Annotated in this window: 22 protein-coding genes; 8 read left to right on the top strand and 14 right to left on the bottom strand. The window is 65.2% G+C overall.

Translation table 11 applies throughout. The features are described from left to right. Positions 1-6 precede the first annotated feature (6 nt). The 4 genes from kynA to AC5V87_RS19160 form a co-directional block, all read right to left on the bottom strand. Entirely contained in the window at positions 7-846 is an 840-nt protein-coding gene (gene kynA, locus AC5V87_RS19175) for a tryptophan 2,3-dioxygenase (RefSeq protein WP_456838758.1), read from the bottom strand. 35 nt (positions 847-881) lie between these two features. Then, entirely contained in the window at positions 882-1,691 is an 810-nt protein-coding gene (locus AC5V87_RS19170; protein ID WP_495367459.1) for a hormone-sensitive lipase, read from the bottom strand. Positions 1,692-1,945: 254 nt separating this feature from the next. Beyond that, positions 1,946-3,223, bottom strand: a complete 1,278-nt coding sequence (locus AC5V87_RS19165; protein WP_456838760.1) for an ArgE/DapE family deacylase — start codon at positions 3,221-3,223, stop codon at positions 1,946-1,948. A gap of 53 nt (positions 3,224-3,276) precedes the next feature. Beyond that, entirely contained in the window at positions 3,277-4,002 is a 726-nt protein-coding gene (locus AC5V87_RS19160; protein WP_456838761.1) for a pyridoxamine 5'-phosphate oxidase family protein, read from the bottom strand. A 75-nt stretch (positions 4,003-4,077) separates the two neighbouring features. Here AC5V87_RS19160 and pdxR point away from each other — a divergent pair, with 75 nt between their 5' ends. Both pdxR and AC5V87_RS19150 read left to right on the top strand, forming a co-directional pair. After that, the gene (pdxR, locus tag AC5V87_RS19155) at positions 4,078-5,547 is read left to right on the top strand and encodes a MocR-like pyridoxine biosynthesis transcription factor PdxR (RefSeq protein WP_495367458.1); all 1,470 of its coding nucleotides are present in this window, start codon (positions 4,078-4,080) and stop codon (positions 5,545-5,547) included. Between the two features lie 67 nt (positions 5,548-5,614). After that, positions 5,615-5,860, top strand: coding sequence for a DUF6719 family protein (locus tag AC5V87_RS19150; protein WP_495367457.1), 246 nt, complete (start codon positions 5,615-5,617; stop codon positions 5,858-5,860). Between the two features lie 4 nt (positions 5,861-5,864). Here the strand turns inward: AC5V87_RS19150 and AC5V87_RS19145 are convergent, their stop codons facing one another. Together AC5V87_RS19145 and AC5V87_RS19140 are read right to left on the bottom strand one after the other, a co-directional pair. Continuing rightward, a complete protein-coding gene (locus AC5V87_RS19145) occupies positions 5,865-6,230 on the bottom strand; it encodes a hypothetical protein (RefSeq protein ID WP_456843352.1) in 366 nt (121 codons plus the stop codon). A 34-nt stretch (positions 6,231-6,264) separates the two neighbouring features. Beyond that, complete coding sequence (locus tag AC5V87_RS19140; RefSeq protein WP_456838764.1) at positions 6,265-6,426, bottom strand: hypothetical protein; 162 nt, start codon at positions 6,424-6,426, stop codon at positions 6,265-6,267. Between the two features lie 418 nt (positions 6,427-6,844). Here AC5V87_RS19140 and AC5V87_RS19135 point away from each other — a divergent pair, with 418 nt between their 5' ends. Further along, positions 6,845-7,048 carry a hypothetical protein gene (locus AC5V87_RS19135; RefSeq protein ID WP_456838765.1) on the top strand — a complete coding sequence of 68 codons (204 nt, stop codon included), beginning with the start codon at positions 6,845-6,847 and terminating at the stop codon, positions 7,046-7,048. Positions 7,049-7,073: 25 nt separating this feature from the next. Here the strand turns inward: AC5V87_RS19135 and AC5V87_RS19130 are convergent, their stop codons facing one another. Continuing rightward, on the bottom strand, positions 7,074-7,622 hold the full coding sequence (locus tag AC5V87_RS19130) for a CreA family protein (RefSeq protein ID WP_456838766.1): 549 nt from the start codon (positions 7,620-7,622) through the stop codon (positions 7,074-7,076). 208 nt (positions 7,623-7,830) lie between these two features. Here AC5V87_RS19130 and AC5V87_RS19125 point away from each other — a divergent pair, with 208 nt between their 5' ends. From AC5V87_RS19125 to AC5V87_RS19110, 4 genes are all read left to right on the top strand, one after another. Next, on the top strand, positions 7,831-9,384 hold the full coding sequence (locus tag AC5V87_RS19125; RefSeq protein ID WP_495367456.1) for a L,D-transpeptidase: 1,554 nt from the start codon (positions 7,831-7,833) through the stop codon (positions 9,382-9,384). 93 nt (positions 9,385-9,477) lie between these two features. Next, on the top strand, positions 9,478-10,047 hold the full coding sequence (locus AC5V87_RS19120) for a glutathione peroxidase (RefSeq protein WP_495367455.1): 570 nt from the start codon (positions 9,478-9,480) through the stop codon (positions 10,045-10,047). A gap of 164 nt (positions 10,048-10,211) precedes the next feature. Further along, on the top strand, positions 10,212-11,231 hold the full coding sequence (locus AC5V87_RS19115) for a polysaccharide deacetylase family protein (protein WP_495371920.1): 1,020 nt from the start codon (positions 10,212-10,214) through the stop codon (positions 11,229-11,231). 7 nt (positions 11,232-11,238) lie between these two features. Further along, complete coding sequence (locus AC5V87_RS19110; RefSeq protein WP_456838769.1) at positions 11,239-11,802, top strand: dihydrofolate reductase family protein; 564 nt, start codon at positions 11,239-11,241, stop codon at positions 11,800-11,802. Between the two features lie 47 nt (positions 11,803-11,849). On the opposite strand, the gene AC5V87_RS19105 is transcribed toward AC5V87_RS19110, so the two are convergent. From AC5V87_RS19105 to aspS, 4 genes are all read right to left on the bottom strand, one after another. Further along, positions 11,850-13,916 carry a tetratricopeptide repeat protein gene (locus AC5V87_RS19105; protein ID WP_495367454.1) on the bottom strand — a complete coding sequence of 689 codons (2,067 nt, stop codon included), beginning with the start codon at positions 13,914-13,916 and terminating at the stop codon, positions 11,850-11,852. A 164-nt stretch (positions 13,917-14,080) separates the two neighbouring features. Beyond that, a complete protein-coding gene (locus tag AC5V87_RS19100; RefSeq protein WP_456838771.1) occupies positions 14,081-14,533 on the bottom strand; it encodes a DoxX family membrane protein in 453 nt (150 codons plus the stop codon). 329 nt (positions 14,534-14,862) lie between these two features. Beyond that, positions 14,863-17,172, bottom strand: coding sequence for an NADP-dependent malic enzyme (locus AC5V87_RS19095; RefSeq protein ID WP_456838772.1), 2,310 nt, complete (start codon positions 17,170-17,172; stop codon positions 14,863-14,865). 383 nt (positions 17,173-17,555) lie between these two features. Next, positions 17,556-19,328: an aspartate--tRNA ligase gene (gene aspS, locus AC5V87_RS19090; protein WP_456838773.1), complete on the bottom strand. Its 1,773-nt coding sequence runs from the start codon at positions 19,326-19,328 to the stop codon at positions 17,556-17,558. A gap of 197 nt (positions 19,329-19,525) precedes the next feature. On the opposite strand from aspS, the gene AC5V87_RS19085 reads away from it, so the two are divergent. After that, positions 19,526-20,998, top strand: a complete 1,473-nt coding sequence (locus AC5V87_RS19085) for a protein adenylyltransferase SelO (protein ID WP_495367453.1) — start codon at positions 19,526-19,528, stop codon at positions 20,996-20,998. Between the two features lie 35 nt (positions 20,999-21,033). On the opposite strand, the gene AC5V87_RS19080 is transcribed toward AC5V87_RS19085, so the two are convergent. The 3 genes from AC5V87_RS19080 to AC5V87_RS19070 form a co-directional block, all read right to left on the bottom strand. Further along, a complete protein-coding gene (locus tag AC5V87_RS19080) occupies positions 21,034-21,921 on the bottom strand; it encodes an SMP-30/gluconolactonase/LRE family protein (RefSeq protein WP_456838774.1) in 888 nt (295 codons plus the stop codon). Beyond that, positions 21,918-22,748, bottom strand: coding sequence for a citryl-CoA lyase (locus AC5V87_RS19075; protein WP_456838775.1), 831 nt, complete (start codon positions 22,746-22,748; stop codon positions 21,918-21,920). Before AC5V87_RS19075 ends, AC5V87_RS19080 begins: the two co-directional genes overlap by 4 nt. Before the next feature lie 84 nt (positions 22,749-22,832). Beyond that, positions 22,833-24,077, bottom strand: coding sequence for a CaiB/BaiF CoA transferase family protein (locus AC5V87_RS19070; protein ID WP_456838776.1), 1,245 nt, complete (start codon positions 24,075-24,077; stop codon positions 22,833-22,835). Positions 24,078-24,085: the final 8 nt, after the last annotated feature.

The raw sequence follows: 24,085 nt of genomic DNA, 5'->3' as shown, positions 1-24,085 counted from the left end.
ACATCTCTAGAGAATGGTGCGCACGCGCCAGAGCTCGGGGAACAGCTCGACCTCCAGCATGCGCTTGAGATAGCTGACGCCGCCGGTACCGCCGGTGCCGCGCTTGAAGCCGATGACGCGCTCGACCGTCGTGACATGATTGAAGCGCCAACGCCGGAAATAATCCTCGAAGTCGACCAGCTTCTCCGCGAGCTCGTAAAGCATCCAGTGCGTCTCCGGCGCCTGGTAAACGATACGCCAAGCCTGCAGCACGCCCTCGTTGAAGCTGTGGGTCTCGCGGACGTCGCGGGCCAGCACGGCCGGCGGCATCTTCAGCCCGTTACGGTCGGCGAGCCGCAGCACCTCGTCATAGAGACTGGGCGTTGCGAGCTCCGCCTCCAGGAGTTTCGTCGTCTCGGCGTCGTGCGCGTGCGGCTTGAGCATGGCGTGGTTGCGGTTGCCGAGCAGATATTCGATCAATCGGTACTGCCGCGACTGAAAGCCCGAGGACTGGCCGAGCTGGGAGCGAAAGCGCGTATATTCGCTCGGCGTCATCGTGCGCAGCACGTCCCAGGCGTTGTTGAGCTGTTCGAAGATGCGCGACATCCGCGCCAGCATCTTCATCGCGGGCTGCACCTCGTCTTTGGCTATGGCGCGACGCGCGGCGCTGAGCTCGTGGATGGCAAGCCGCATCCACAGCTCGGTGGTCTGATGCTGGATGATGAACAGCATCTCGTCATGCGCCTCTGACAGCGGATGCTGCGCACCGAGGATCTTGTCCAGCGCCAGATAGTCGCCATAGGACATGCGCCGGGCGAAATCGGTCTCGGCGCCTTCGTTGGTGGGATCGTAATCGCTGGACGTCATGACAGTCCCTCCCGATCGATCATCCCTGCCCTGGCTCAGTCGAGGCCGATCAGGCGCGCGGTGATCGGCGACGACGGATCCTTGAGCCCGTCGATCACGGTGAAATGGTTCAGCCCGGGATCGACGACGAGGCGGGTCGACACGTCGAATCCGGTCCAGATATTGGCCATTAGATCGGATTGGCGGATGAATTCCGGCCGCTCGCTGCCGCCGACCCAGGCAGTCACGGGCGAATGTCCGCGCGGCAGATGCAGCGCGGCGCTTTCGAGGCTCGCCTCCTCCATGGTCATGCGCAGCGTGTCGTTCATCTTCGTCTTCAGCAGCGGACGCAGATCGTGCAGGCCGCTGATCGAGAGCGTGCCGGCGATACGGTTGTAGATGGCGTCCTCGAGCCGGCTGTCGTCGCACAGCATGCGAGTGACGAGATGGCCGCCCGCGGAATGGCCGGCGAGCCGGATCGGCCCGGCGGCGAGCGCAGCCGCTTGCGTAATCGCAGCGGTGATCTCCGCGGTAATGTCGGAGATGCGTGCGGACGGCGTCAGCGTGTAGCTCGGCAGGCAGACCGTCCAGCCGTGGTGCCGTGCGCCTTCAGCCAGGTCCGTCCAGGTCGATTTGTCGAAGCGCATCCAGTAGCCGCCATGGACGAACACGACGAGACCCTTGCTGTCGCCGTCAGGCAGGATCAGGTCGAGCCGCTGGCGCTCGCCGGAGCCGTAAGCGATGTCAGGGCGAAAATGCTTCAGTCCCGAGCGGTAGGCCGCCGCCCGCTCCGCCCATTGCGCCGGCAATTTTTCCGAGCCCGGGATATGGGCCGAATTGGCGTAAGCATCATTCCAATCGCGCATCGTTGCTCCCGACGGCTCATTCAGCGAACAGGCTGCAGTCTGCCACCGCTGCGGCCGGTCTCCTAGTTTTTCTTTTAAGCTTAAAGGATTTGGCGAAGCCCGTGTTTCGGGCAGCGGGTGCTCCGACGAAGGTGCCGTAGGTAGGCAAGCGACTTATCCGCCGTAGCTCGCAGAGCGAAGGTCGGCGAAAGCTGGTGGGCACGGCGCAACTGCGCCTTTGCCCGCCGTAGGACACCTGTGCCGGCGGCTTGCCGCTATGCCTTCTCCACCCCGCACCATTCCGCGATGAACAGCGCCATCGCCTTGGTCGCCTTCTTCAGCGACTCCAGATCGACGAATTCGTTGAAGCCGTGCATCTCGCCTCCGCTGGCGCCGAAGCAGAGGCTGGGAATGCCGTAGTTGAGGCCGTAGAAGCGGGTGTCGGTGAGCGCGGTGAAGACGAGGTCTTCCACGTCACCGCCATAGACCTTGTTGAAGGCCTTGCCGAACGCGGCCTCCGGCGCGGCGGCGTCGGTCAGTTCATAGCCTTCCGACAGAAAGCCGGACCATTCGATCTCCGGCGGATTATTGGCGAGGAAGCGGTGGGTGCGCGCGGCGGCAGCGACGCAGGCCATGATCTCCTTCTGGTGATCGGCCACCGACCAACCCGGCAGAACCGCAATGCGGCAATCGACGTCGCACCAAGCGGGCACACTCGAGGCCCAGTCGCCGCCCTTGATGATGCCGGGGTTGAAGTTGATGGGATGGTTGAGCGTCTTGAAGTGCCGATCGGCCTTGGCGCGCTCGTTCCACTCGATCTCGAGCTTCTGCAGTGCCTGGATCAGGTGATAGGCCGCCATGATCGCGTTGGAGCCTGACCCGGCAAAAGCGACATGCGTCGGATGCCCCTTCACCCGCAGGCGAAACCAGATCACGCCGACCTGCGAGCGCACCATCTTGCCGCCGGTCGGCTCCGGGATGAAGCAGGCATCGGCGCGGTAGCCGCGCTGCAATGTCGAGAGCGCGCCGACGCCGGTGCTCTCTTCCTCGATCACCGACTGGAAGTGGATCCGCGCCGTCGGCTTGAGGCCGGCGGCCTTGATGGCATCCAGCGCATAGAGCGCGCCGATGGTGCCGGATTTCATGTCGCAGGCGCCGCGGCCGAACATCTTGCCGTCCTTGATGACGGGCGAGAACGGCGGGGTGTCCCACAATTCCAGGGGACCCGCCGGCACCACGTCGCAGTGCCCCTGGAGGATCAGCGATTTGCCGGCCTCGGTCGTGGGGCGGTAGGTGCCGACCACGGTGCGCGCCTTGGAAAAATCGTGCTCGATCGGGCCGAAGCCGCGCAGATCCTTGAGATCGTCGACATTGATGTGCCAGTCATCGACCTCGTAGCCGCGCGCGCGCAGGAGGTCGCCGATCATGTCCTGGCACGGCCCCTCCGCGCCGCGGGTCGAAGGGATCGCGACGAAATCGCGAGTGGTCGCAAGCTGGGCTTCGAAGCCGGCATCGACGGCGTCGAGAATCCTTTGCTGCGTTTCGGCATTCATCAGGCAACTCCAGGCATTTCAATGATCCTTTGGGAGCGCGAAGCTAACCGATTTCAGCCGTTCGGGTACTCCACAAAATACGCATCCCGCAATGCATCTTCGAGCAAGCGGCCTTCCGAATAGCCATTGAGTGTCGCAGGGCGCGTGACGCCCTCGAGGAGGCGCGGGCACGGTTCCGGCGCGCCGAGCACGGTGCGGACCGGAATACGCTCGGCGTAGATCGGCAGCGCATAGTCCTCGTCGTCATCGGCGACGCCCTTGGCGCGGATTTTGGCCGAGGCTTCCTCGATCTCCATGGCGATGAAGGAGGTCGCCTTGATCTCCTGCGTGGTGCTGGCCCGCAAGGTGGCGGTGCGATCCGGGAAGAAGCGGTCGACCATGGCGACCACCGCACGTTCCTTCTCTTCCGCGTCGGTGACGAGATAGGCCGAGCCGAACGCCATCACCGCGCGATAGTCGGCGGAATGGTTGAAGCCACAGCGCGCCAGCACGAGGCTGTCGAGATGGGCGACCGTCAGGCAGACGCGCTCGCCTTTGGTCTGGTTGCGCAGCATACGGCTGGCGCTCGAGCCGTGCCAATAAAGCTTCGTACCCTCGCGCCAGAAGAAGGTCGGCGTGCAATAGGGCTGACCGTCGATGACGTAGGAGACGTGGCAGAGCATCGAGGAATCCAGAATGCGATGAACCGTCTCGTGATCGTAGAAGCCGCGGTCGTGACGGCGCTTCACCTGGTTGCGCGCCGACGTCGGATAGGAATTTTGGCTTTCGGTCTGGCTCACGGCCGCTCCTGTCAGGATTGCAACTGTTCCAGGAGAGTTGTAGCGGCGGATTTGGTCTGCGATAGTGCCAATTCCATGCGAAAAATTTCAACCAATTCTCTGCCGCCCGCCAAGGCCGAGCTGCCGCTCGATCTCACCGGGGCGCACATCACGGCAGGTGCCTCCGCCGCACACCGGCTGTATCAGGCGCTGTGCGAGATGATCGTCTCGGGTCTTGTGAAGCCGGGCGAGCCGCTGCCGCCATCGCGCACGCTGGCGAAGCAAACCGGCTTCCGCCGCAACGCCGTCGTCACCGCCTATGAGCGCCTGATCGCCGACGGCTTTGCCGAGGCGACTGTCGGCTCCGGCACGTTCGTTGCGGCGCGCATTCCCGCGCGCGCGACCGAGCCGAAGAGGCCCAAGATCGTGGTCGAGGCGCCCCGGCAAGGCGCGTTCTCGCTCGGCTGCACGCATATCGACGAGCGCGCGGTGCAGCGTTTTCGCGCCTTCGTCGGCCGGCGCATGCGTGCCTTCGGGTCCGAACATCTGCACTATGGTGATCCCCGCGGCAGCCGCGAGCTGCGCGCGGCGATCTCCGATCATCTGCTTTCGGCGCGAGGGCTGCGCTGCGATCCCGATCAGATCATGCTCACGTCAGGCACGCTGCACGCGCTGCGCATCGTGCTGAGCGCAATCCTGAAGTCTGGCGATCAGGTCTGGTGCGAGGATCCCGGCTACCCGGCCGCGCGGAAAACCATCGCGCATTGCGGCTATCGCGCCGTACCTATTGCCGTCGACGAGCACGGGATGCGTGTCGCCAAGGGACGGACTGCGGCGCCGTCCGCGCGCGCAGCCTATGTCACGCCGTCGCACCAGTTTCCGCTGGGCGTGCAGATGTCGATGCCGCGGCGGCTGGAGCTGCTGGACTGGGCGAGGCAAGCCGGCGCCTTCGTGCTGGAGGACGATTACGACAGCGAGTTCCGCTATGACGGCGCGCCGCTGATGTCACTGGCGGGCATCGACCACCTCCAGCGCGTGATCTACATGGGCACCTTCGCCAAGACGCTCTTTCCGGGCCTGCGCATCGGCTATTGCGCCCTGCCCGAGCGCCTGATCTCCGACGTCACCGCCGCGCGCGCCGCGCTCGACCGTTTTCCGGGCACGCTGATGGAAGGCGCTGTGGCCGACATGCTCAATTCCGGCGCCTTCGCCGTAAACCTGAAGCGGGTCCGAAAACTCTATCGCGAAGCGCGCGACGCGCTGGCCGAGACACTGGAAGCCGCATCCGAGGGTGCGCTGTCGGTGCCGGTGCCCTCGCAAGGGCTGCACCTGGTCGCCCGGTTCGATCCGGCGATCGATGTTTCGGTCCCGGCAGAGGCTAAGCGGGCCGCCGGCGCAGAAGGCTGGCTGCTTGCCGACACCTATTCGCGCGCGCGTCCCCTGCCCGGTTTCGTGCTGGGATTTTCGGGGCACGCGGTTCCTGAACTCGTGGCCTCTGCCCGGCGGTTGGCGCGGGAATCGTGCGCGGCCTTGCGCGCCAGAAGCAAATCGGCCCGGCGGGCGTGACCAAGGCTCACTATCAGAATCGCCGGCCTCTCCCTACATTGCGGCACCGATGCTGGGACCTCTCATCATGCTTCTGCGCCGTGCAGCCTGCCTCTCGCTCCTGATCTCCGCCGCGCTCGTGTCGACGGCGCATGGCGTCACCGTCGGACGCGAGCAGGACATCACCGATCTCAAGCTGGGTCAGCGCGTGCAGGTGGACGACGGAACCTGCCCCGCCGGGCAGGTGAAGGAAGTGCGGGGCTCGAAGATGACCGACAAGGGCGTGGCGCGGACCGCCGCCTGCGTGCCGCGTTACGGTCCAAAATCGAAATAGCAGATCAGGATTTCGCCGGATCGAACATGCATTGAAGGGTCGGCTTGGCGATCTTGGTGAAGGTCGGGCCGATCTCGCTCTGCTTGGAGGGCGGCACCCAATCGGTCTCGATCGTCGGCACGCCGGTTTCGCTGATGCCGCGCAGCAGCGCCTCACGCAGGTCGCGGTCCTCGACGGCGGCGGCGGCGTGGTCGTGCAGGCAGCCGCAGACCTCCTCCGGGTGCTCCCATCGGCCGAGCATGCGTGGCGCGCACTGGCGCACGAATTCGCTGCGGGGATCCGGTAGCCTCGAGGGAGCGCGCACTTGCGCCTGAGCGGCGGTGATCGTCAGAACAGCTAGGAATGCGGCGAGGCTGAAACGAGCAACCATGATGGCCTTTATCGGCTGATTTTCTTGAAGGCGATCAGAGGCGCGCTGCAACCACAATCGGCTGCGGCGCCGCTGTGGCGGGCGAGCCGCTGTACTGGAAAGTTCCGATGCCGGGGAGATTGCCGTCCGGCGCGCCCGCAAACGAGGAACCCGCGAGCACGAAACCGAAAGCAAGGATGAGGCTGAGCGCGCGCATGATCGTGTGTCCCATTCCGTGGCCGGCGGTGCCGCCGTCGTCCTTGTGAGGCTGATAACCATGCGTCGTTTCGCGCGTGATGCGCCAAAAGCGGAAAATGGTTTCGTCTTTGTGAGAATTGTTTCGTCGCGGCCGGAGCGACGAAACATTCGGCGGAAAATCTCAATCTTTTCAGATGGCTCGTCCGGCCGCTCAAAGCCGCTTCACAGGCGCCATCCGCGCCGGCACGGATGCCGCGCACAGCACGGCGTCACGGCCACGCCTTCCGCACTTCACATGCATTTTACGTTTTTCTGCTGAAGAGGAGCCTGAACGAAGGCTGGGCCAAATCGAACGCGAGACGCATCGGCAGCCGACCCAAGCCATCGAAACCAGGACGCCCGGCACACCGGGCGCAACCACGTGAGGGATGGCCATCATGATGGCGCAAGATCGCGCAACGGCGCGCGACGCGGAGACGAACCGCGCCGAGCAGCAATCCATGCGAAACCGCGTCGCCTCAGCCGGCGCGATGTCGCTACAGTCAGGTCGCGGCTATGACGCCGCGCCACAAGCATTCGTGCGGCTGACCGGCTCGCATCTCGTGCGACCGCAGCCCAGCCGCGCCACCGTCACCGGGTGAACACGACTGCGCCAACGCAAACGCGTTAGTGAGTGAAGAACTCGCCGCATTTCTGGACGCTGGCGTCTGCCGGTCCCCACGGCATGATCGGCACGGTCGAGGTCGAGTTCTTCGGCGAGCCCTCGATCAGCTTGTCCGAATAGACCATGTAGACCAGGACGTTGCGCTTGGCGTCGCAGCCGCGCACGATCTGCATTTTCTTGAAGAACAGCGAGCGGCGCTGGCGGAACATGTCGTCGCCCTGCTCCATCTTGTTCTTGAACTTGATCGGGCCGACCTGGCGGCAGGCCAGCGAGATGTCCGAGACCTCCTCGGCAAGGCCCAGCCAACCCTTGAAGCCGCCCTTCTCGGGCACGGTAAAGTGACAGGCCACGCCCTCGACTTCGGGGTCGTCCAGGCCATAGGTCGCGAGCTTGTCGTTCGGGCTCATCCATTTGAACACGGTGGAGCGGCGGAAGATCAGATCGGGCTCTTCGGCGGCGGATGCCGAAGCCGCCGGAACAGCCAGAGCCAGGAGGAATAAAGCGAGGCCCTTCAAGCGGATGCCGGAAAGACCGGGGAAACGAGATGACATGAAGTTCTCCGGTAACAAGTCCCCGCAATGTAGGGAGCTACCAGCCGGACAGGAAGACGACGGGCCGCCAAGCCCGGCTGCCGTTTACCGCTCCGTGAGGCTTTTTTGCTACGTCTTGGACAAAATTAGCGGACCGGGGAACCGCCGCGCTGGTGAACGCATGACCCCTCTGCGAGACTAACGTCTGAGTAGGATTGTGGATTCGAGGATGAACAGCGTGAGCGGGTCCGGTTTCTCCATCAAGCCGGCACGGCTGTGGCAGGTCGCCATTTTCACGGCGGCCGGTGCGATCGGCACGACCAGCCCGGCGGACGCAGCTTTTTACTATTGGACGGATTATTCCGACGGATCCTACTACGCCCGGCAGGAGCGCCCCCCCGAAATCCCGCGCCGGAAGCCGCCAAAGCAGGGCGTCTCCAGCAAGAAAAAAGAAGCCGTCGCAGAGAAGGAAGCCGGCACAAAGCCGCAGGGGCCGCTCGTCATCGTCGTCTCGATCGATCGGCAGAAGGTGACGATCTACGACAGCAACGGCGTGTTCGCGGAATCGCCGGTGTCGACGGGCATGAAGGGCCATTCGACGCCGATGGGTGTGTTCAGCGTCATCCAGAAGCACAAATTCCACCACTCCAACATCTATAGCGGCGCGCCGATGCCGTACATGCAGCGGATCACCTGGTCCGGCGTTGCCATGCATGCCGGCGTGCTGCCGGGCTATCCGGCCTCGCATGGCTGCATCCGCATGCCGATGGCATTTGCGGTGAAGATGTGGAACTGGACCAAGATGGGCGCGCGCGTCATCGTCGCCCCCGGCCAGATGTCGCCGCAAAGCTTCTCGCATCCGCTGCTCGCCTCCGTGCGCGTACCGCCGCAGCCCGCCGCCAGCCTCGAGCCGCAGACCAATGTCGGCGACAAGGCCGACAAGGGCGCGGTCGACGTCAAGGCCGCTGAAGCGAAGCCTGTCGAGACAAAGACCGCGAGCGCCGATGGCGTACTCGAGCTGCGCTCGTCGGTCGGTCACACCGTGATGTCCGACGTGACGACCGGCAATGCATCGGCCCGCGAAGAGGCCACCGCGCCGGCCAAGAAGATCGAAGCGGCTGCCCAATCCGAGACGAAGATGGCGGAGGCGCCCGACACCGCCAAGCCGCAGTCGGAGGAAGCCGCAAAGTCCGAGCCGGCCAAGGCTGAAGCCGCCGACACAGCCAAAAAGCCTGACGCGGCGGCAATGGCGCCCGCGCCGGACGCCAAGAAGGACGAGATCCGGGTCGCTGACCCTGCGCCCGCGGCAAAGCCGGAAGCACCCAAGCGTGCCGGCCAGATCGCGGTTTTCATAAGCCGCAAGGACTCCAAGCTCTACGCGCGGCAGAACTTTGCGCCGCTGTTCGAGGTGCCGATCACGATCGCCGCGAGCGAGCGGCCGCTCGGCACCCACGTCTTCACTGCCGAGGTCGACAAGACCGATGCCAATGCGCTGCATTGGTCGGTGGTGTCGCTGCCGGTCTCAATCCGCGCCGCCGCGCGCGAGGATGATGGACGCATGTCGCGCCGCAAGGGTGGCGCCGCCGTGATTCCCGTCGCCGCCAAGCCGGTCGTTATGCCCGACAGCCCGGCAGAAGCGCTCGACCGCATCACGATCCCCGCCGACACCATGGCGAAGATCAACGAGATGCTGACATCGGGCGGCTCAATCATCGTCTCCGACCAGGGCATCAATCAGGGCGAGACCGGCGAAGGCACCGACTTCATCGTTCGCCTTTATTAGCCCGGCATCGCCACGACCGATAACGCGGTGTTGAGCGGGCGAACAACGCCGGCGGAGTAACATGTCGTCCTGATCATTTCGGGGGACGCCATCATGATGAACCGCAGGACCATGCTGTTCGCGGCAATGGCAGGTATGCTCGCGCCGACAGGCCGCGCGCTCGCCGAGGTCAGCATGAACCGGATCTCGGCCTACGCCTTTTCCTTCCCCGCTCTGTCAGGCGACGACATCCGTCTTGCGGCTTTCACCGGCAAACCGCTGCTGGTGGTCAACACCGCCTCGCTGTGCGGCTATACCCCGCAATACGCGGGCCTGCAGGAGCTCTGGAGCGAATTTCGCGCGCGCGGACTGACCGTGATCGGCGTGCCCTCCAACGACTTCGGCGGTCAGGAGCCCGGCGGCAGAAGCGAGATCACCGAGACCGCGCATCACCAATATGGCGTGACCTTCCCGATCACCGCCAAGTCCGTCGTGGTCGGGCCGAAAGCGGACCCGTTCTACAAATGGGCGGCCGAGGCGCGTCCCAGGGAAGTTCCGCGCTGGAACTTCCACAAATACCTGATCGGCCGCGACGGCTATATTGCCGAGGTATTTTCATCCGCGGTCGAGCCGGCGGACACCCGGGTCAAGACGGCCATCGCCAAGGCGCTGGCCGACAGTTGAGCGCCGCGCCGCAATCCGGCTGGGCACAATTGTGGCCTCGCGCCAAACAGCCGTTGCAATGGCGAGGGCCCAACATCTAGGCTAGGATCGTTTGGGGCAGGATGGGTTTCGCCCGAGGCGAAAAGCCGCGGCGGAACAACGGGATCAATCTCGAGGACAACACCATGCGTGTGGCGGCAGGACTGATTTTGGCAAGCGCGATGTCTCTTGCAATGACGGGCGCGGCATGGTCGCAGACCCCGGCCGCAAAGCCCGCAGCCGCGACGCAAGCCGCGCCGGCGGCGGCGCCCGCTGCTGCAGCTCCGGCAGCTGCTCCCGCGGCAGCCGCTGCGCCAGCCCAACCGGCCTTCGTCAATCCGCCCCCGCCAAAACAGGCGCCGCAGCCGGCGCGCGCGGCCTGCAACACGCCGGGTGCGCTCGGGGTCGCCCGCACCGTCGAGATCGACACCACCGGTGGTCCCGGCTTCGGCTTCGAGCACTTCAAGGAGCTCGACTTCCTGCGCGACCACGAGGTGGTCCTGACCTTCGACGACGGCCCGTGGCCGAAGAACACGCCCGCCGTGCTGAAGGCGCTCGCCGATGAATGCACCACCGGCATTTTCTTCTCGATCGGCAAGCACGCGACCTACGAGCCGGAGATCCTCAAGCAGGTCTATGCAGCCGGCCACACCGTGGGCAGCCACACCTGGTCGCACGCCAACCTCAACAACAAGAAGCTGACGGAAGCGCAGCGCAAGGAAGAGATCGAGAAGGGTCTGTCCGCGGTGAAGTGGGCGCTCGGCGGCATCTCGCCCTCGCCGTTCTTCCGCTTCCCGGCGCTGCAGCATCCGCCGGAGATGGTCACCTATCTCGGCAACCGCAACATCGGAATCTTCTCCTGCGACATCGACTCCTTCGACTTCAAGGCATCCAAGCCCGAGAAGGTGATCGAGACCGTGATGAAGAAGCTCGACAACAAAGGCAAGGGCATCATCCTGATGCACGACTTCCAGAAGCACACCGCGGAAGCCCTGCCCGAGCTGCTCAAGCGCCTGAAGGCCGGCGGCTACAAGGTAGTGGCGATGCGCGCCAAATTCCCGGCCTCGACGCTGCCGGAATACGACCAGGAGCTGCTCAAGGACGTCAAGCTGCCGACGGTGAGCCAGCGTCCGGTCAATTCCGTGGTGACGACAGTTTCCGAATAGAAGGCAATTGTCTTTTCGGTTCGAAGGCTACGTCATCGTCTCGGCGGACGGCATGCTCGCCGACGCTGCACATGTGATGCCGGACAGTCTGAAGTTCGAAGGCGACAAGCTGTTCTTCGAGCAGGCGCTCGATCGCGCCGCGCTGATCGTGCATGGCCGCCACTCGCATGAGCAGCAGCCGAATTCGCGGAGGCGCAAGCGCCTGATCCTGACCCGCAAGATCAAGGCGCTCACCGTCGATCCGGAGACGCCGAACGCGACGCTGTGGAATCCGAAGCATGCGAGCTTCGAGCAGGCCTGCGCCTTCGCCGATGTCGCCTCAGGGACCGTCGCCATCATCGGCGGCCCCGTCGTGTTCGACATGTTCATGGACCGCTACGACACGTTCTGGCTGTCGGAGGCTCCGCATGTGCGGCTGCCCGGCGGCGAAGGCTGTTTCGTCGGCGTACCGGAGCGGACACCGCACGAGGTGCTCGCCTCGCACGGGATGAAGCCGGGCGCGCCGTATCTGCTCGACGCGGCGCACGAGGTGACCGTCACGCCGTGGCGGCGGGCCAGAGGCGCCAACTAAACCTCCAAACAACCCCATGCACAATACCGGTGCGTAAGTACCGGCATCTATCTTATGTCCCTGCCACGCAGATCGGACGTCGCGCGTGGCGCCCCTGGGACGGTTGATTGGATCAAGCTGCCTTTCTCGAGTTCAGCGCGCACGTCCCGCAGGACGCTGTCCCAATCGCCTGGCTGAGGCTGCCGGAATTGCCGCAGCGTCGGATACCAGGGGCTGTCGTCGCGGTTCAGCAGCCAGCGCCAGCACCGGTCAAAGCGATTGAGCAGCCAGACAGGGCGTCCAAGCGCGCCTGCAAGATGCACCACCGCGGTGTCGACGCCGATGACGAGGTCGAGGGCCTCGATCAGCCCTGCGGTTTCACCGAAGTCGTGGAGATCATCCGTCCAATCGTGCAAGGACAGACCTGGCGGAGGCGACTGGCTCGCTGCCGGTCCCTTCTGCAACGAGACGAAACTCACCCCCGGCAGATTCGCCAGCTCCGAAAACCGGTTGAGCGAAATCGATCGGCGCCGGTCGCCTCTCATCGTCTGATTGCCGGCCCAGACCAGGCCGACCCTGAGGCTATCGAGCTGCTCAACCCGCTGGCGCCAGGCCGCCGCGCGTTGCGGGTCGGCCCGCAGATAGGGTACCTCTCGCGGGATGGTTTCGACGCTGGTGCCAAGGGCGCGCGGCAGACTGAGCAGCGGGCAATGCAGATCGAACGGTGGCAGCGGATCGCCACGCGCGACGATGCTCTGGAGCCCCGGCAGCTCCGCCAAGAGCGGCGCAAGAAGCGGCAGCAGCGCCCGCTGAACCTCGAGGACGACCCGCCGCCCCGCCGCAATGGCCGGCACGAAGCGAACGAACTGGAGCGTGTCGCCCACCCCCTGCTCCGCATGCAGCAGCAGGACCCGATCGCCGATGTCTCCGCCATCCCAGACCGGCTGGCTGAAATCGCGCAGATGCGGCTTCTTGCTGTCCTGTTTCCACCGCCACTCATATTCCCGCCAGCCTTCGTCGAGCTGGCCGGCCAGCAACAGAGCGACCCCAAGGTTGAAATGCGCATCGGCATAGTCCGGCCTCTGCGACAGCGCCGTTCGCAAGCTCTGAATGGCTTCGTCGGGCCGCCCAAGATCGAACAGCAGGGTGCCGAGATTGTTGAGCGCCTCCGGCCAGGCCGGATTGCGGGCAAGAGCGACCCGATAGCAAGGTTCGGCGTCGTGGAAACGACCGGCCTCGCGAAGGGCGTTGCCCAGGGTCAGCTGCGCCGGAAAATAGTCCGGCTTCAGACGCAAGGCCTCCCTGCAGCAGGCTTCCGCGTCTTTCGCCTGTCCGCGAATACGCAGCAAGTCGCCGAGATTGTTCAGCGCCTCGGGGAAAGCTGGCTTGAGCCTGCAGGCTTCGCGAAGATTGACCTCCGCCTCGTCGAGCCGGCCGAGCTTGATGAGAAGACCACCGAGATTGTTATGAACCTCGGCAAATGCCGGATTGAGGCGCAGGGCCTCACGATAGCAACGCTCGCATTCCTCGAAAGCGGACAGCTCGAACAGCACGGCTCCGAGGTTGCAGTGGGCGGCCGCAAAGTCCGGCCGCTGCCGCAGCACATGGCGGAACTCGCCGATCGCCGCATCGAACTGCTTCTGCCGCACCAGCAGATTGGCGAGATTGAAACGGGCATCGACCTGAGCGCGAGCGTCATTGAGGTCGAGGCCGGCGGGATGTCGCAGCACCAGCCGATAATGGGCCTCCGCGCCCGCGACGTCGCCGCATTCACCCAGCAGGATGCCAAGCTGATTATGCCCATCCAGATTGTCTGGCTTGAGCAGCAGCGCTTGCCGATAGCTCGCGATGGCCTCGTCCCTTCGTCCGAGGGCGCGCAGAGCGCCCGCCATGTTGCTGTGATGGACGCTGTTGGAAGGCTGAAGCTTAACGGCGCGGATGATGACATCGAGCGCCCTGTCGGGGTGGCCTGCCTGGAGCAAGGCAATTCCCAGCAGGTGCAGACAGTCCGCATGATCCGGCTGGGATGCCAGGATCTGCCGATAGATCGCCTCCGCTTGCGGCAAGCGGCCCGCGCGATGGTGTGCCAGAGCGGCCTCGAATGATGGGGAACCCGACGACGCTTCGGCATACATTGCGATGGGACCCTCATCGATGCGATGACGAGAGGTGCGAGGCAGATGCCCCTTCGCGCATTCGAATGCTGAGGATTCCTCGAATCCGCCTCACACCTCGCTCCCCGCCATTCTGCGGGAGCGAGCTTGCGTGAAGCTGGGCCCGTCGCCTGCGACGTACGAGCCTACACGTCCCCGTAGGCCGACTCGGCCGGGCGCGTGGTGCGGCCGTAGCCGATGATCATGCAGAGCGCGCCGATGATCGCGAGATTCTTCAGCGCGTCGACCACCATCTTGGCGTTGTCAGGCGGTGCGAGATTCCAGAAATCGGCGGACAGCAAGGTCGAGATCGCGATGTAGATGATCATCAGCATCGCAAAAAAGCGCGCGCCGAAATTCAGCGCGATCATCAGGCCCGCGATGACCTCGAGCCCGCCCACCGCAATCGCCAGCAGCTGCGGCGTGGTCATCGCGGTCGCCCTCTCGATCTGCTTGGCATAGGGCTCGATCGCTTCGGGCACCACGATCTTGCCGGCGATGAACTCCGCCGTTGCCTGGATCGCAAAGAGCTTGGTCGCGCCCGTGTAGATGAACAGCACGGCGAACAGGATTCGCCCGAAAGTCACGAACGCTGGCATGATCGGCCTCTTGGCTCAGGCTTATTGAAAATCGGAATTTGGACGAAAGCGCCTGGTGATTATGAAGAGTCGTGCGCCGGTTTACAAACGGGGAAATGGCGAACTGTTTTGAAAAAATTGAGGCGCAGCGGCGCTGCTCGTGCTTCCTCTCCCCGTTCTTACGGGGGCGCGACGAGCTTCGCTCGCGCTGAGAGGGTTGGGGTGAGGGGCTGCTTCGCAATCGCAGTGAGAGCTGAATCGCGGAGATCCCCCTCACCCGGAATTTGCTCCCGCAAATTCCGGCCTCTCCCCGCACGCGGGAAGCGGCGAAGGCGACGCCGGCGACTGCCTCACGTAAACAGCGTCGGCTGCTGCCGCGAGGCGCGCTCCTGGGCTTCGACCACGGCGACCGCGGTCATGTTCAGGATGCCGCGCGCCGTCACCGATGGGGTGAGGATATGGGCGGGCCGCGCCGGGCCGATCAGGATCGGGCCGACCGGCAGCGCGTCCGCCAGCGACTTGATCATCTGATAGGCGACGTTGGCGGTGTCGAGACTCGGCATGATCATGATGTTGGCCTCGCCCTCGAGCTTGGAGTGCGGCAGCACCATTTTCCGCGCGGAAGCCGAGAGTGCCGTGTCGCCCTGCATCTCGCCGTCGGCCTCGATCTCCGGATGCTTCTCCTTCAAGAGCTGAGTGGCTCGGCGCATCTTGCGCGAGGAGTCGGTGTCGTAGCTTCCGAAATCCGAATGCGAGACGAAGGCGATCTTCGGCTTGATGTTGAAGCGCTGGACGTGGACCGCTGCGAGCGAGGCGATCTCGGCAAGCTCCTCCGGGCCCGGATTGGGGCGAACTTGCGTGTCGGCGATGAAGAACGCGCCCTTGGTGGTGATCAGCAGCGCCAGCGCCGCATAGTCGCTGACCCCGGGCGAGAAGCCGACGATCTCGCGGACGTGGCGCAGATGGTGCATGTAGCGGCCCTCGACGCCGCAGAGCATGGCGTCGGCCTCGCCGCGCGTCACTGCGAGCGCGGCGATCACCGTGTTGTTGGTGCGCACCACCGTGCGCGCCGCATCCGGCGTCACGCCGCGGCGGCCGGCGAGCTCGACATAGGACTGCACGTAGGAGCGGTAGCGCGGATCGTCCTCGGGATTGACGAGGTCGAAATCCTTGCCGGCCTTGATCGACAGGCCGAAGCGCTTGATGCGCGCCTCCACCACCGAGGGGCGTCCGACCAGGATCGGCCGCGCCAGCTTCTCCTCCAGCACCACTTGCGTGGCGCGCAGCACGCGCTCGTCCTCGCCTTCGGCGTAGATCACGCGCACCGGCTGGGTCTTGGCCTTGGCGAACATCGGCTTCATGACGAGGCCGGAACGGAAGGCGAAGCGCTCGAGCAGCGCGGTGTATTCGTCGAAATTGGTGATGGGGCGCGTCGCGACGCCCGATTCCATCGCCGCCTTCGCCACCGCCGGCGCGATGCGCAGGATCAACCTGGGATCAAAGGGGCTCGGGATCAGCGAGCCCGGACCGAACCCTTGCGTCTCGCCGGTGTCGAAGCCCTGCGCGACCGCGTCCGACGGCGCCTCGCGCGCGAGCTGCGCGATGGCCTCGACCGCGGCGTGCTTCATCTCCTCGTTGATCGCGGTGGCGCCGACATCGAGTGCGCCGCGGAAGATGAAGGGAAAGCACAGGACGTTGTTGACCTGGTTCGGGTAGTCCGAGCGGCCGGTGCAGATCATCGCGTCCGGGCGCGCCTTGCGCGCCTCCTCCGGCATGATTTCGGGCGTCGGGTTGGCGAGCGCCATGATCAGCGGCTTGTCGCCCATCGCCTGCGCCATCTCCGGCTTGAGCACGCCGGGCGCCGAGAGGCCGATGAAGATGTCGGCACCGCCGATGACGTCGCCGAGCGTGCGCTTGTCGGTCTTCTGCGCATAGACTGCCTTCCAACGGTCCATCGACGTGTTGCGGCCCTCATGCACGAGGCCGTCGATGTCGCAGACCCAGATGTTCTTGCGCTGCGCGCCCATCGAGACCAGCAGGTTGAGCGTCGCGATCGCGGCCGCCCCTGCCCCCGACGCCACGATCTTGACGTCGGACAGCTTCTTGCCGTTCAGGCGGAGACCGTTGGTGATGGCGGCGGCGACGATGATCGCGGTGCCGTGCTGGTCGTCATGGAAGACCGGGATCTTCATGCGCTCCTTCAGCCGGCTCTCGATCTCGAAGCATTCCGGTCCGCGGATATCTTCCAGATTGATGCCGCCGAAGGTCGGCTCGAGCGCGGCCACGGTCTCGACCACACGGTCGATCGTGTCGGCCGCGATCTCGATGTCGAACACGTCGATGCCGGCGAATTTCTTGAACAGGACCGCCTTGCCCTCCATCACCGGCTTGGACGCCAGCGGGCCGATATTGCCGAGGCCGAGCACCGCGGTGCCGTTCGAGACCACGGCGACCAGATTGGCACGCGTGGTGAGCGAGGCCGCTTCGGCCGGGTTCTTGGCGATCTCGGTGCAGGCGGCGGCGACGCCCGGAGAATAGGCCAGCGCGAGGTCGCGCTGGTTGGCAAGCGGCTTGCTTGCCTGGATCTCGAGCTTTCCGGGGCGGGGCAGACGATGATAGGCGAGCGCCGCCTGGTGGAGATCTTCAGAATAGGACGACATGCGGTGTCTCGCCTCGCGTTACCGGCCTCAAAATGCACGCTCCGGAGCGGCCGTCCAAGCGAACGGTATTTCCGGGTCATGGAATCCGGATGAAGCACGGCCGAAGGCCCGGTGGCAACATCCGATTGCGCCCCCATCAACACCGCACGTCGGCGGCGCTGCAAGCTGAGCGGTCGCGCAGCGATCTCGTGCCCCCGACGCGCTGCAACGCGGAAGCGTTGCTGTGCAGAGCCGGGACCAGAAGGCCACGAACTTCGCTGATGCATGGGCCCCCGGCTCTGCAGCGCACCGCTGACCGGACGATGCTTCGCATCGCCGGATAGCGCCGCCATAGCGCGTCGAAGACGCGCGTAAACGCGCTGACGGCGTCCGGGGCACGAAGCTCACTTCTGCGGCAGGTTCACCCGGATGTGCAGCTCGCGGAGCTGCTTGGTCGTGGCTTCCGACGGCGCGCCCATCAGGAGGTCCATGGCCTGCTGGTTCATCGGGAACAGCGAGATCTCGCGCAGATTCGTGGTGCCGCAGAGCAGCATCACGATGCGGTCGACGCCCGCGGCCATGCCGCCATGCGGCGGCGCGCCGTACTGGAAGGCTCGGTACATGCCGCCGAAGCGCTCGACCACTTCCTGCTCGCCGTAACCTGCGATCTCGAACGCCTTCACCATGGCCTCCGGCACGTGGTTGCGGATGCCGCCCGAGGCGATCTCGTAGCCGTTGCAGGTGATGTCGTACTGGAACGCCTTGATGGTCAGCGGGTCTTGCGACTTCAGCGCCTCGAGCCCACCTTGGGGCATCGAGAACGGGTTGTGCGAGAAGTCGACCTTCTTGTCGTCCTCGTTGTACTCGTACATCGGGAAGTCGACGATCCAGGCAAGCTCGAACCGCTCCTTGTCCGTGAGATTTAATTCCTCGCCGACCTTGTTGCGGGCAAGGCCTGAGAACTTCCAGAACTTGTCTGGATCGCCGGCGACGAAGAAGGCGGCATCACCTTCCTTGGTGCCGAGCTGGGCGCGGATCGCGGCGGTGCGCTCCGGCCCGATGTTGTTGGCCAGCGGACCTGCACCCTCGCCGCCCTCGCGCCACATGATGTAGCCGAGGCCGGGCTGGCCCTCTCCTTGCGCCCACGAGTTCATGCGATCGCAGAAGGCGCGGCTGCCGCCGCCCGCGGCCGGAATCGCCCACACCTGGTTCTTGGGGTCCTCGAGCATGCGCGCAAAGACCTTGAAGCCGCTTCCGCGGAAATGCTCGGACACGTCCTGCATCTCGATGGGATTGCGCAGGTCCGGCTTGTCGCTGCCGTATTTGCGCAAGGCTTCCGCAAACGGAATCCGGCGCCAGCCCTTCGTCACGGGCTTGCCCTTGGCGAACTCTTCAAAGACGCCCGTGATCACCGGCTCCATCGCCGCAAAGACGTCTTCCTGAGTGACAAAACTCATCTCGACATCGAGCTGGTAGAACTCGCCCGGCAGACGGTCGGCGCGCGGGTCCTCGTCGCGGAAGCAGGGCGCGATCTGGAAGTAGCGGTCGAAGCCCGACATCATCAAGAGCTGCTTGTACTGCTGCGGCGCCTGCGGCAGCGCGTAGAACTTGCCGGGATGGATGCGCGAGGGCACCAGGAAGTCGCGCGCGCCTTCTGGCGAGGACGCGGTCAGGATCGGCGTGTTGAACTCGAAGAAGCCCTGCCCCTCCATGCGCCGGCGCATCGACTTGATGATCTCGACGCGCGTCATGATGTTCTGGTGCAGCTTCTCGCGGCGCAGGTCGAGGAAGCGGTACTTGAGGCGGATGTCTTCGGGATATTCCTGGTCGCCGAACACCGGTAGCGGCAGGTCGCCGGCCGGGCCAAGCACCTCGATCTCGCTGACATAGACCTCGACCTTGCCGGTCGGCAAATCGTCATTGTCGGTGCCTTCGGGGCGGCGGCGGACCTTGCCGTCCATCTTCACCACGAATTCCGAGCGCAGCTTTTCGGCCAGCGAGAACGCTGGCGAGTCAGGGTCGACCACGCACTGGGTCAGGCCGTAATGGTCGCGCAGGTCGATGAACAGCACGCCGCCATGGTCGCGAACGCGATGGACCCAACCCGAGAGGCGGATAGTCTCGCCGATGTTGCTCTCGCGGAGCGCGCCGCATGTATGTGACCGGTAGCGATGCATGGTCGTCCCAAAATCAATGTCGGAGGAAGCGAATCGGACGGCCAGTCACGGCCGGTCCGAAGTTGCGGCAGGGTTTACCCGACGAGGAAGGGGGCGGCAACCAAGGGAACGGCCTGATTTGGGCCAGGAAGGGCCCATTTTTGGCCTATCGGGCTTGCAGCCTTTGCCATCAGCTGTTCCAGCCTTATCTTGGGGCCATGACCGTGCATTTCCCCTTCCAGAACTCCTATTCGGCGCTGCCGGACAGCTTCTTTGCCCGCGTGGCGCCGACCCCGGTCGCTGCGCCACGGCTGATCAAGCTGAACCGGCCGCTGGCGGTTCAGCTCGGGCTCGATCCTGACATGCTGGAGACGGCGGAAGGTGCCGAGATCCTGGCCGGAAAGACGGTTCCTGACGGGGCCGATCCGATCGCCATGGCCTATGCCGGCCACCAGTTCGGGCAATTCGTGCCCCAGCTCGGCGACGGTCGGGCGATCCTGCTCGGCGAGGTCATCGACCGAGACGGCGTCCGCCGCGACATCCAGCTCAAGGGGAGCGGCCCGACCCCGTTCTCCCGCCGCGGCGACGGCCGCGCCGCGCTCGGGCCGGTGCTGCGCGAGTACATCGTCAGCGAAGCGATGTATGCGCTGGGCATTCCGACCACGCGCTCGCTTGCCGCGGTCGTCACCGGGGAGCATGTCATCCGCGAGACCGCGCTGCCCGGCGCGGTGCTGACGCGCATCGCGTCGAGCCACATCCGGGTCGGCACCTTCCAGTTCTTCGCCGTGCGACGCGACACCGAGGCCATCCGCCGGCTCGCCGACCACGTCATCGCGCGCCACTATCCGGACCTGCTCCATGCGGAGCGGCCCTATCACGCTCTGCTCGCCGCCGTCGTCGCGCGCCAGGCCGAGCTCGTCGCGCGCTGGCTGCTGGTCGGCTTCATCCATGGCGTAATGAACACCGACAACACCTCCATCTCCGGCGAGACCATCGATTACGGCCCGTGCGCCTTCATGGACGCCTACAATCCTGCGCAGGTGTTTTCCTCGATCGACGAGATGGGCCGTTACGCCTATGCCAACCAGCCGCGCATCGGCTTGTGGAATCTGACCCGCCTCGCCGAATGCCTGCTGCCGCTGTTCGGAGGCGAGCAGGAGAAGGCGATCGCCGACGCGCAGGAGATCCTCGGCGCGTTCGCCGATCAGTTCAGCGCCGCCTATCAGGCTGGCCTACGCAAGAAGGTCGGCCTGTTCACGGAGCGCGACGGCGACGACGCGCTGATCCAGGACCTGCTCGATGCCATGGCCAGGAACCAGGCCGACTTCACACTCACCTTCCGCAAGCTCGGTGACGCCGCAGGCGATGACGTCGCCGACGTCCGCGCGCAGTTCATGGACCCCTCGGCGTTCGACGAGTGGGCCAAACGCTGGCGCGAGCGCATTGCGCTGGAGCCGCAGAGCGCGGCCGAGCGGCGTACGGCGATGCACGCCGTCAATCCCCTGTTCATCCCGCGCAACCACCGCGTCGAGGCCGTGATCCAGGCCGCGGTGAACGGCGACGACTACGCCCCGTTCGAGGAGCTGGTCAAGCTGCTGGAGAAGCCATACGAAGAACAGCCCGACTACGCCGCCTACGCCGATCCGCCGCTGCCGGACCAGCGGGTGCTGCAGACGTTCTGCGGGACGTGACAGTCAGCCGCCAGAGGCATCATCACCACTCAAAATCAAGCACAAGCCGCCAACACTGATCCGCTCGACGATTCCGTGATCATCAGGGTCTCGCCGGTCTGATCCAGTGCCACATTGGTGCAGGTCTGGCCGGCGCATGATTTGATCCGTGCGATGCACTCCCCGTTCGGCGCCAGCATGAAGACATGGCCAAGCGACGCATGCGCAACGAACAGGCGTCCAGCGTGATCCATTGTCAGCCCATCCGGCCCGCTGGTGCCGAAGAACGAGGTGAAGCGCCCGACCTTAGCGACACCGCCGTCGCGCATCAGCGGCACGCGCCAGACGCTGTTGTCGCGCGTCATCGCGACGAACAGCACCGCCTCATCCGGGCTCAGCACAAGGCCGTTCGGACTTGGCCCGTTCGCAATCAGACAGTCGAGACGGCCGTCCGCGCGCAAGCGAAACACCCGGCCGCTTGGATCATGCAGCCCGGTCTGGCCCTGATCGGTGAAATAGACATCGCCATTCGAGGCGATATGCAGGTCGTTGCAGCCTCTGAAGGACTCCGAGTTGCGATGCGCCAGGATTGGCCTGATCGTGCCGCGTCCGGGATCGAGCTCCATGATGCCGTTCATGTAATCGGCCACGAGAATGCGGCCGTCGGGCGCGATCTTCAGGCCGTTCGGCCATCCCCGATACTCCGCGATCAGAGACCATCTCCCGTCACGCGCGATCCGGAAGATGCGGCCGAACGGGATGTCGACGACGTAGAGATTGCCCTGCGCATCGAACGCGGGCCCCTCAATGAAACTGTCGACGGGATGACCGCCGCGGTTGGCATCGGCCCAGTCCGAGCGGACGCCGGGGCGCCGAAACTCGGCCGGCATCGCCGAGAAGACGCGGCTCTCAACGCGCCGCGGCGGCGTGTCCAGATACATCATGGCCGATCGTCCAGCGCGCGGCGCGGCTGCCCTTCATATTTATAGGCGAATTGCTTCGGCATCGGCCCCTTGTTGCGGTCCCTGCGCCCGGTCTGCTCCCAAGCATGGGCGAGGATACCGACCGCGCGCGAAAGACAAAACACGCCCCGTGCCAGCGGTGGCGCAAAGCCGAGCTCGCCATAGATCACCGCGGTCGCGCCGTCGATGTTCATCGGAATGAGCTTGCCCTTGCGGGCCTGCATCACGCGCTCGATCGCGCGCGCGGCCGCAGCATAGCGACCGCCAACGCTGCCCTCATTCGCTGCCGCATCCACCAGCGCGAGCAGCGGCGCGGCACGCGGGTCTACCGGGTGAAAACGGTGGCCGAAGCCCGGCAGGTACTTGCTTTTGGTCGCGGTGAAATGGTCGATGGCCGCGCCTGCGGCTGCATCGATCTCTGCGGTCTCGCTCCGCCGCAAGACGTCGTCATAGAGTTCGACCGCCTGCTCGCCGGCGCCGCCATGAACGTCATCGAGCGTGTTGATGGCGGAAGCCATCGCGCCGTTGAGCGGCAGGCCGCAGCTCACCGCCATCTGCGCAATCGCGATCGACGGGGCATGCGGGCCGTGGTCGACGGAGGCGACCAGCGCAGCCTGCAGCAGCCGCTCCTGCGCCGCCGTTGGCAGCTCCCCGCGCAGCATCAGCCAGATCATCGCCGGAAACGAGATCCGGCCGATCAGGTCCTGGATCGGATAGCCCCGATAGGCGATGCGCCCGGGGGCGATATCACAGATCGACGTCCGCCACCATTGCGCGGCCGCGTCCCGTAATGCGGTTTCATCGCTCATCGTGACCTCCGATCTCTTCACCGCCTTGCCGGCCCAATCGGCCAGTGCGCGCGTCGGGCTTGTCCTGCTGCAGCGTGGCAAGTCTCATTGTGCGCTCCCCTTCGTGCCGTTCTTCTTCGTGGCCACGGCTGCGACCGCGCCGCTCGTGACAAGGTGGGCGATGGCCTCCTCGGAGTAGCCGAGTTGCGCGAGCCAGCGTTCGGTGTCGGCGCCGAGCTCCGGCGGCAACGCCGGCACCGGAAAGTCCTCGTCGAGCCGGAAGCCCGGCCGCGTGATCCGCAGTGGTTGTCCTTCGTCCTGCTCTGCCGGCAACGCTTCGACAAATCGACGCTCGAGCAGTTGCGGCTGGGTGAGGATTTGCGGCACCGTCAGCACGCAGCCTGCAGGCACGCCGGCCGCGTTAAGCTCGCGCTCCCAATCCTCCGCCGCCTTCGCGCCCAGCGCATCGTTCAGCGCTTGGTTCAGTGCCGCGCGATTGGCCTTGCGCGCCTCGCGTTTGGCGAAACGCGGATCGGTCGCAAGCTCAGCTCGGCCGACCAGATCGCACAAGGTCTGAAACTGCTTCTGCTCGTTCGCTGCGATGTTGAGCGGCCCGGTCGCGGTCCTGAACGTGCCGGAAGGCGCGGCGGTGAAATTCTCGTTGCCCATCGGCGCCGGTTCGACGCCCGCATTGAGGTGGTTTGAAACCACCCAGCCCATCGCTGCAACGGTGGCCTCCAGCAGCGACACGTCGATGAAGCGGCCCCGGCCGGTCTGGCGCTGATCGACAAGCGCAGAAGAAATGGCGAAGGCCGCGGTCAATCCGGCGATGGTGTCGGAGATCGGAAATCCAGTGCGGAGCGGCGCGGACTGCGCATCGCCCGTCACGCTCATGGCGCCCGACAGGCCCTGCACGATCTGGTCATAGGCCGGCCGCTTCGCCCACGGCCCGCTCTGGCCGAAGCCCGAGATCGCGCAATAGACCAGACGCGGATTGTGCCGGCTCAGCACCTCGTAGCCGAGCCCGAGCCGCTCCATCACCTTGGGTCGAAAATTCTCCAGAACGACGTCCGCTTCAGTGACGAAGCGCAGGAACACCTGCCTGCCCGCCTCCGACTTCAGGTCGAGCGCGACCGACTGCTTGCCGGCATTGACGGCCACGAAGGACAAGCCCTGAAGTCGCTCCGCCCGCTTCGGATCGGCGCCGAGGCGTCGCGCTAGGTCGCCGCCGTTCGGATTCTCGATCTTGATCACCTCGGCGCCGAGGCGCGCGAGATGGTAGCCGCAGAACGGACCCGCCAGAACGTTGGACAGGTCGAGGACGCGGATGCCGGTCAGCGGCAAAGACATTCCGATTG

Source organism: Bradyrhizobium sp. SOJA106, assembly GCF_059448745.1.
The sequence above is the reverse complement of the archived record's forward strand: the minus strand, read 5'-3'. Positions and strand labels throughout refer to the sequence as shown.

Excerpts from the sequence above, each read along its gene's own strand:
- kynA (WP_456838758.1), bottom strand. The coding sequence starts at position 846 with ATGACGTCCAGCGATTACGATCCCACCAACGAAGGCGCCGAGACCGAT.
- AC5V87_RS19170 (WP_495367459.1), bottom strand. The coding sequence starts at position 1,691 with ATGCGCGATTGGAATGATGCTTACGCCAATTCGGCCCATATCCCGGGC.
- AC5V87_RS19165 (WP_456838760.1), bottom strand. The coding sequence starts at position 3,223 with ATGAATGCCGAAACGCAGCAAAGGATTCTCGACGCCGTCGATGCCGGC.
- pdxR (WP_495367458.1), top strand. The coding sequence starts at position 4,078 with ATGCGAAAAATTTCAACCAATTCTCTGCCGCCCGCCAAGGCCGAGCTG.
- AC5V87_RS19150 (WP_495367457.1), top strand. The coding sequence starts at position 5,615 with ATGCTTCTGCGCCGTGCAGCCTGCCTCTCGCTCCTGATCTCCGCCGCG.
- AC5V87_RS19145 (WP_456843352.1), bottom strand. The coding sequence starts at position 6,230 with ATGGTTGCTCGTTTCAGCCTCGCCGCATTCCTAGCTGTTCTGACGATC.
- AC5V87_RS19140 (WP_456838764.1), bottom strand. The coding sequence starts at position 6,426 with ATGCGCGCGCTCAGCCTCATCCTTGCTTTCGGTTTCGTGCTCGCGGGT.
- AC5V87_RS19135 (WP_456838765.1), top strand. The coding sequence starts at position 6,845 with ATGATGGCGCAAGATCGCGCAACGGCGCGCGACGCGGAGACGAACCGC.
- AC5V87_RS19130 (WP_456838766.1), bottom strand. The coding sequence starts at position 7,622 with ATGTCATCTCGTTTCCCCGGTCTTTCCGGCATCCGCTTGAAGGGCCTC.
- AC5V87_RS19125 (WP_495367456.1), top strand. The coding sequence starts at position 7,831 with ATGAACAGCGTGAGCGGGTCCGGTTTCTCCATCAAGCCGGCACGGCTG.
- AC5V87_RS19120 (WP_495367455.1), top strand. The coding sequence starts at position 9,478 with ATGATGAACCGCAGGACCATGCTGTTCGCGGCAATGGCAGGTATGCTC.
- AC5V87_RS19115 (WP_495371920.1), top strand. The coding sequence starts at position 10,212 with ATGCGTGTGGCGGCAGGACTGATTTTGGCAAGCGCGATGTCTCTTGCA.
- AC5V87_RS19105 (WP_495367454.1), bottom strand. The coding sequence starts at position 13,916 with ATGTATGCCGAAGCGTCGTCGGGTTCCCCATCATTCGAGGCCGCTCTG.
- AC5V87_RS19100 (WP_456838771.1), bottom strand. The coding sequence starts at position 14,533 with ATGCCAGCGTTCGTGACTTTCGGGCGAATCCTGTTCGCCGTGCTGTTC.
- AC5V87_RS19095 (WP_456838772.1), bottom strand. The coding sequence starts at position 17,172 with ATGTCGTCCTATTCTGAAGATCTCCACCAGGCGGCGCTCGCCTATCAT.
- aspS (WP_456838773.1), bottom strand. The coding sequence starts at position 19,328 with ATGCATCGCTACCGGTCACATACATGCGGCGCGCTCCGCGAGAGCAAC.
- AC5V87_RS19085 (WP_495367453.1), top strand. The coding sequence starts at position 19,526 with ATGACCGTGCATTTCCCCTTCCAGAACTCCTATTCGGCGCTGCCGGAC.
- AC5V87_RS19080 (WP_456838774.1), bottom strand. The coding sequence starts at position 21,921 with ATGATGTATCTGGACACGCCGCCGCGGCGCGTTGAGAGCCGCGTCTTC.
- AC5V87_RS19075 (WP_456838775.1), bottom strand. The coding sequence starts at position 22,748 with ATGAGCGATGAAACCGCATTACGGGACGCGGCCGCGCAATGGTGGCGG.
- AC5V87_RS19070 (WP_456838776.1), bottom strand. The coding sequence starts at position 24,077 with ATGTCTTTGCCGCTGACCGGCATCCGCGTCCTCGACCTGTCCAACGTT.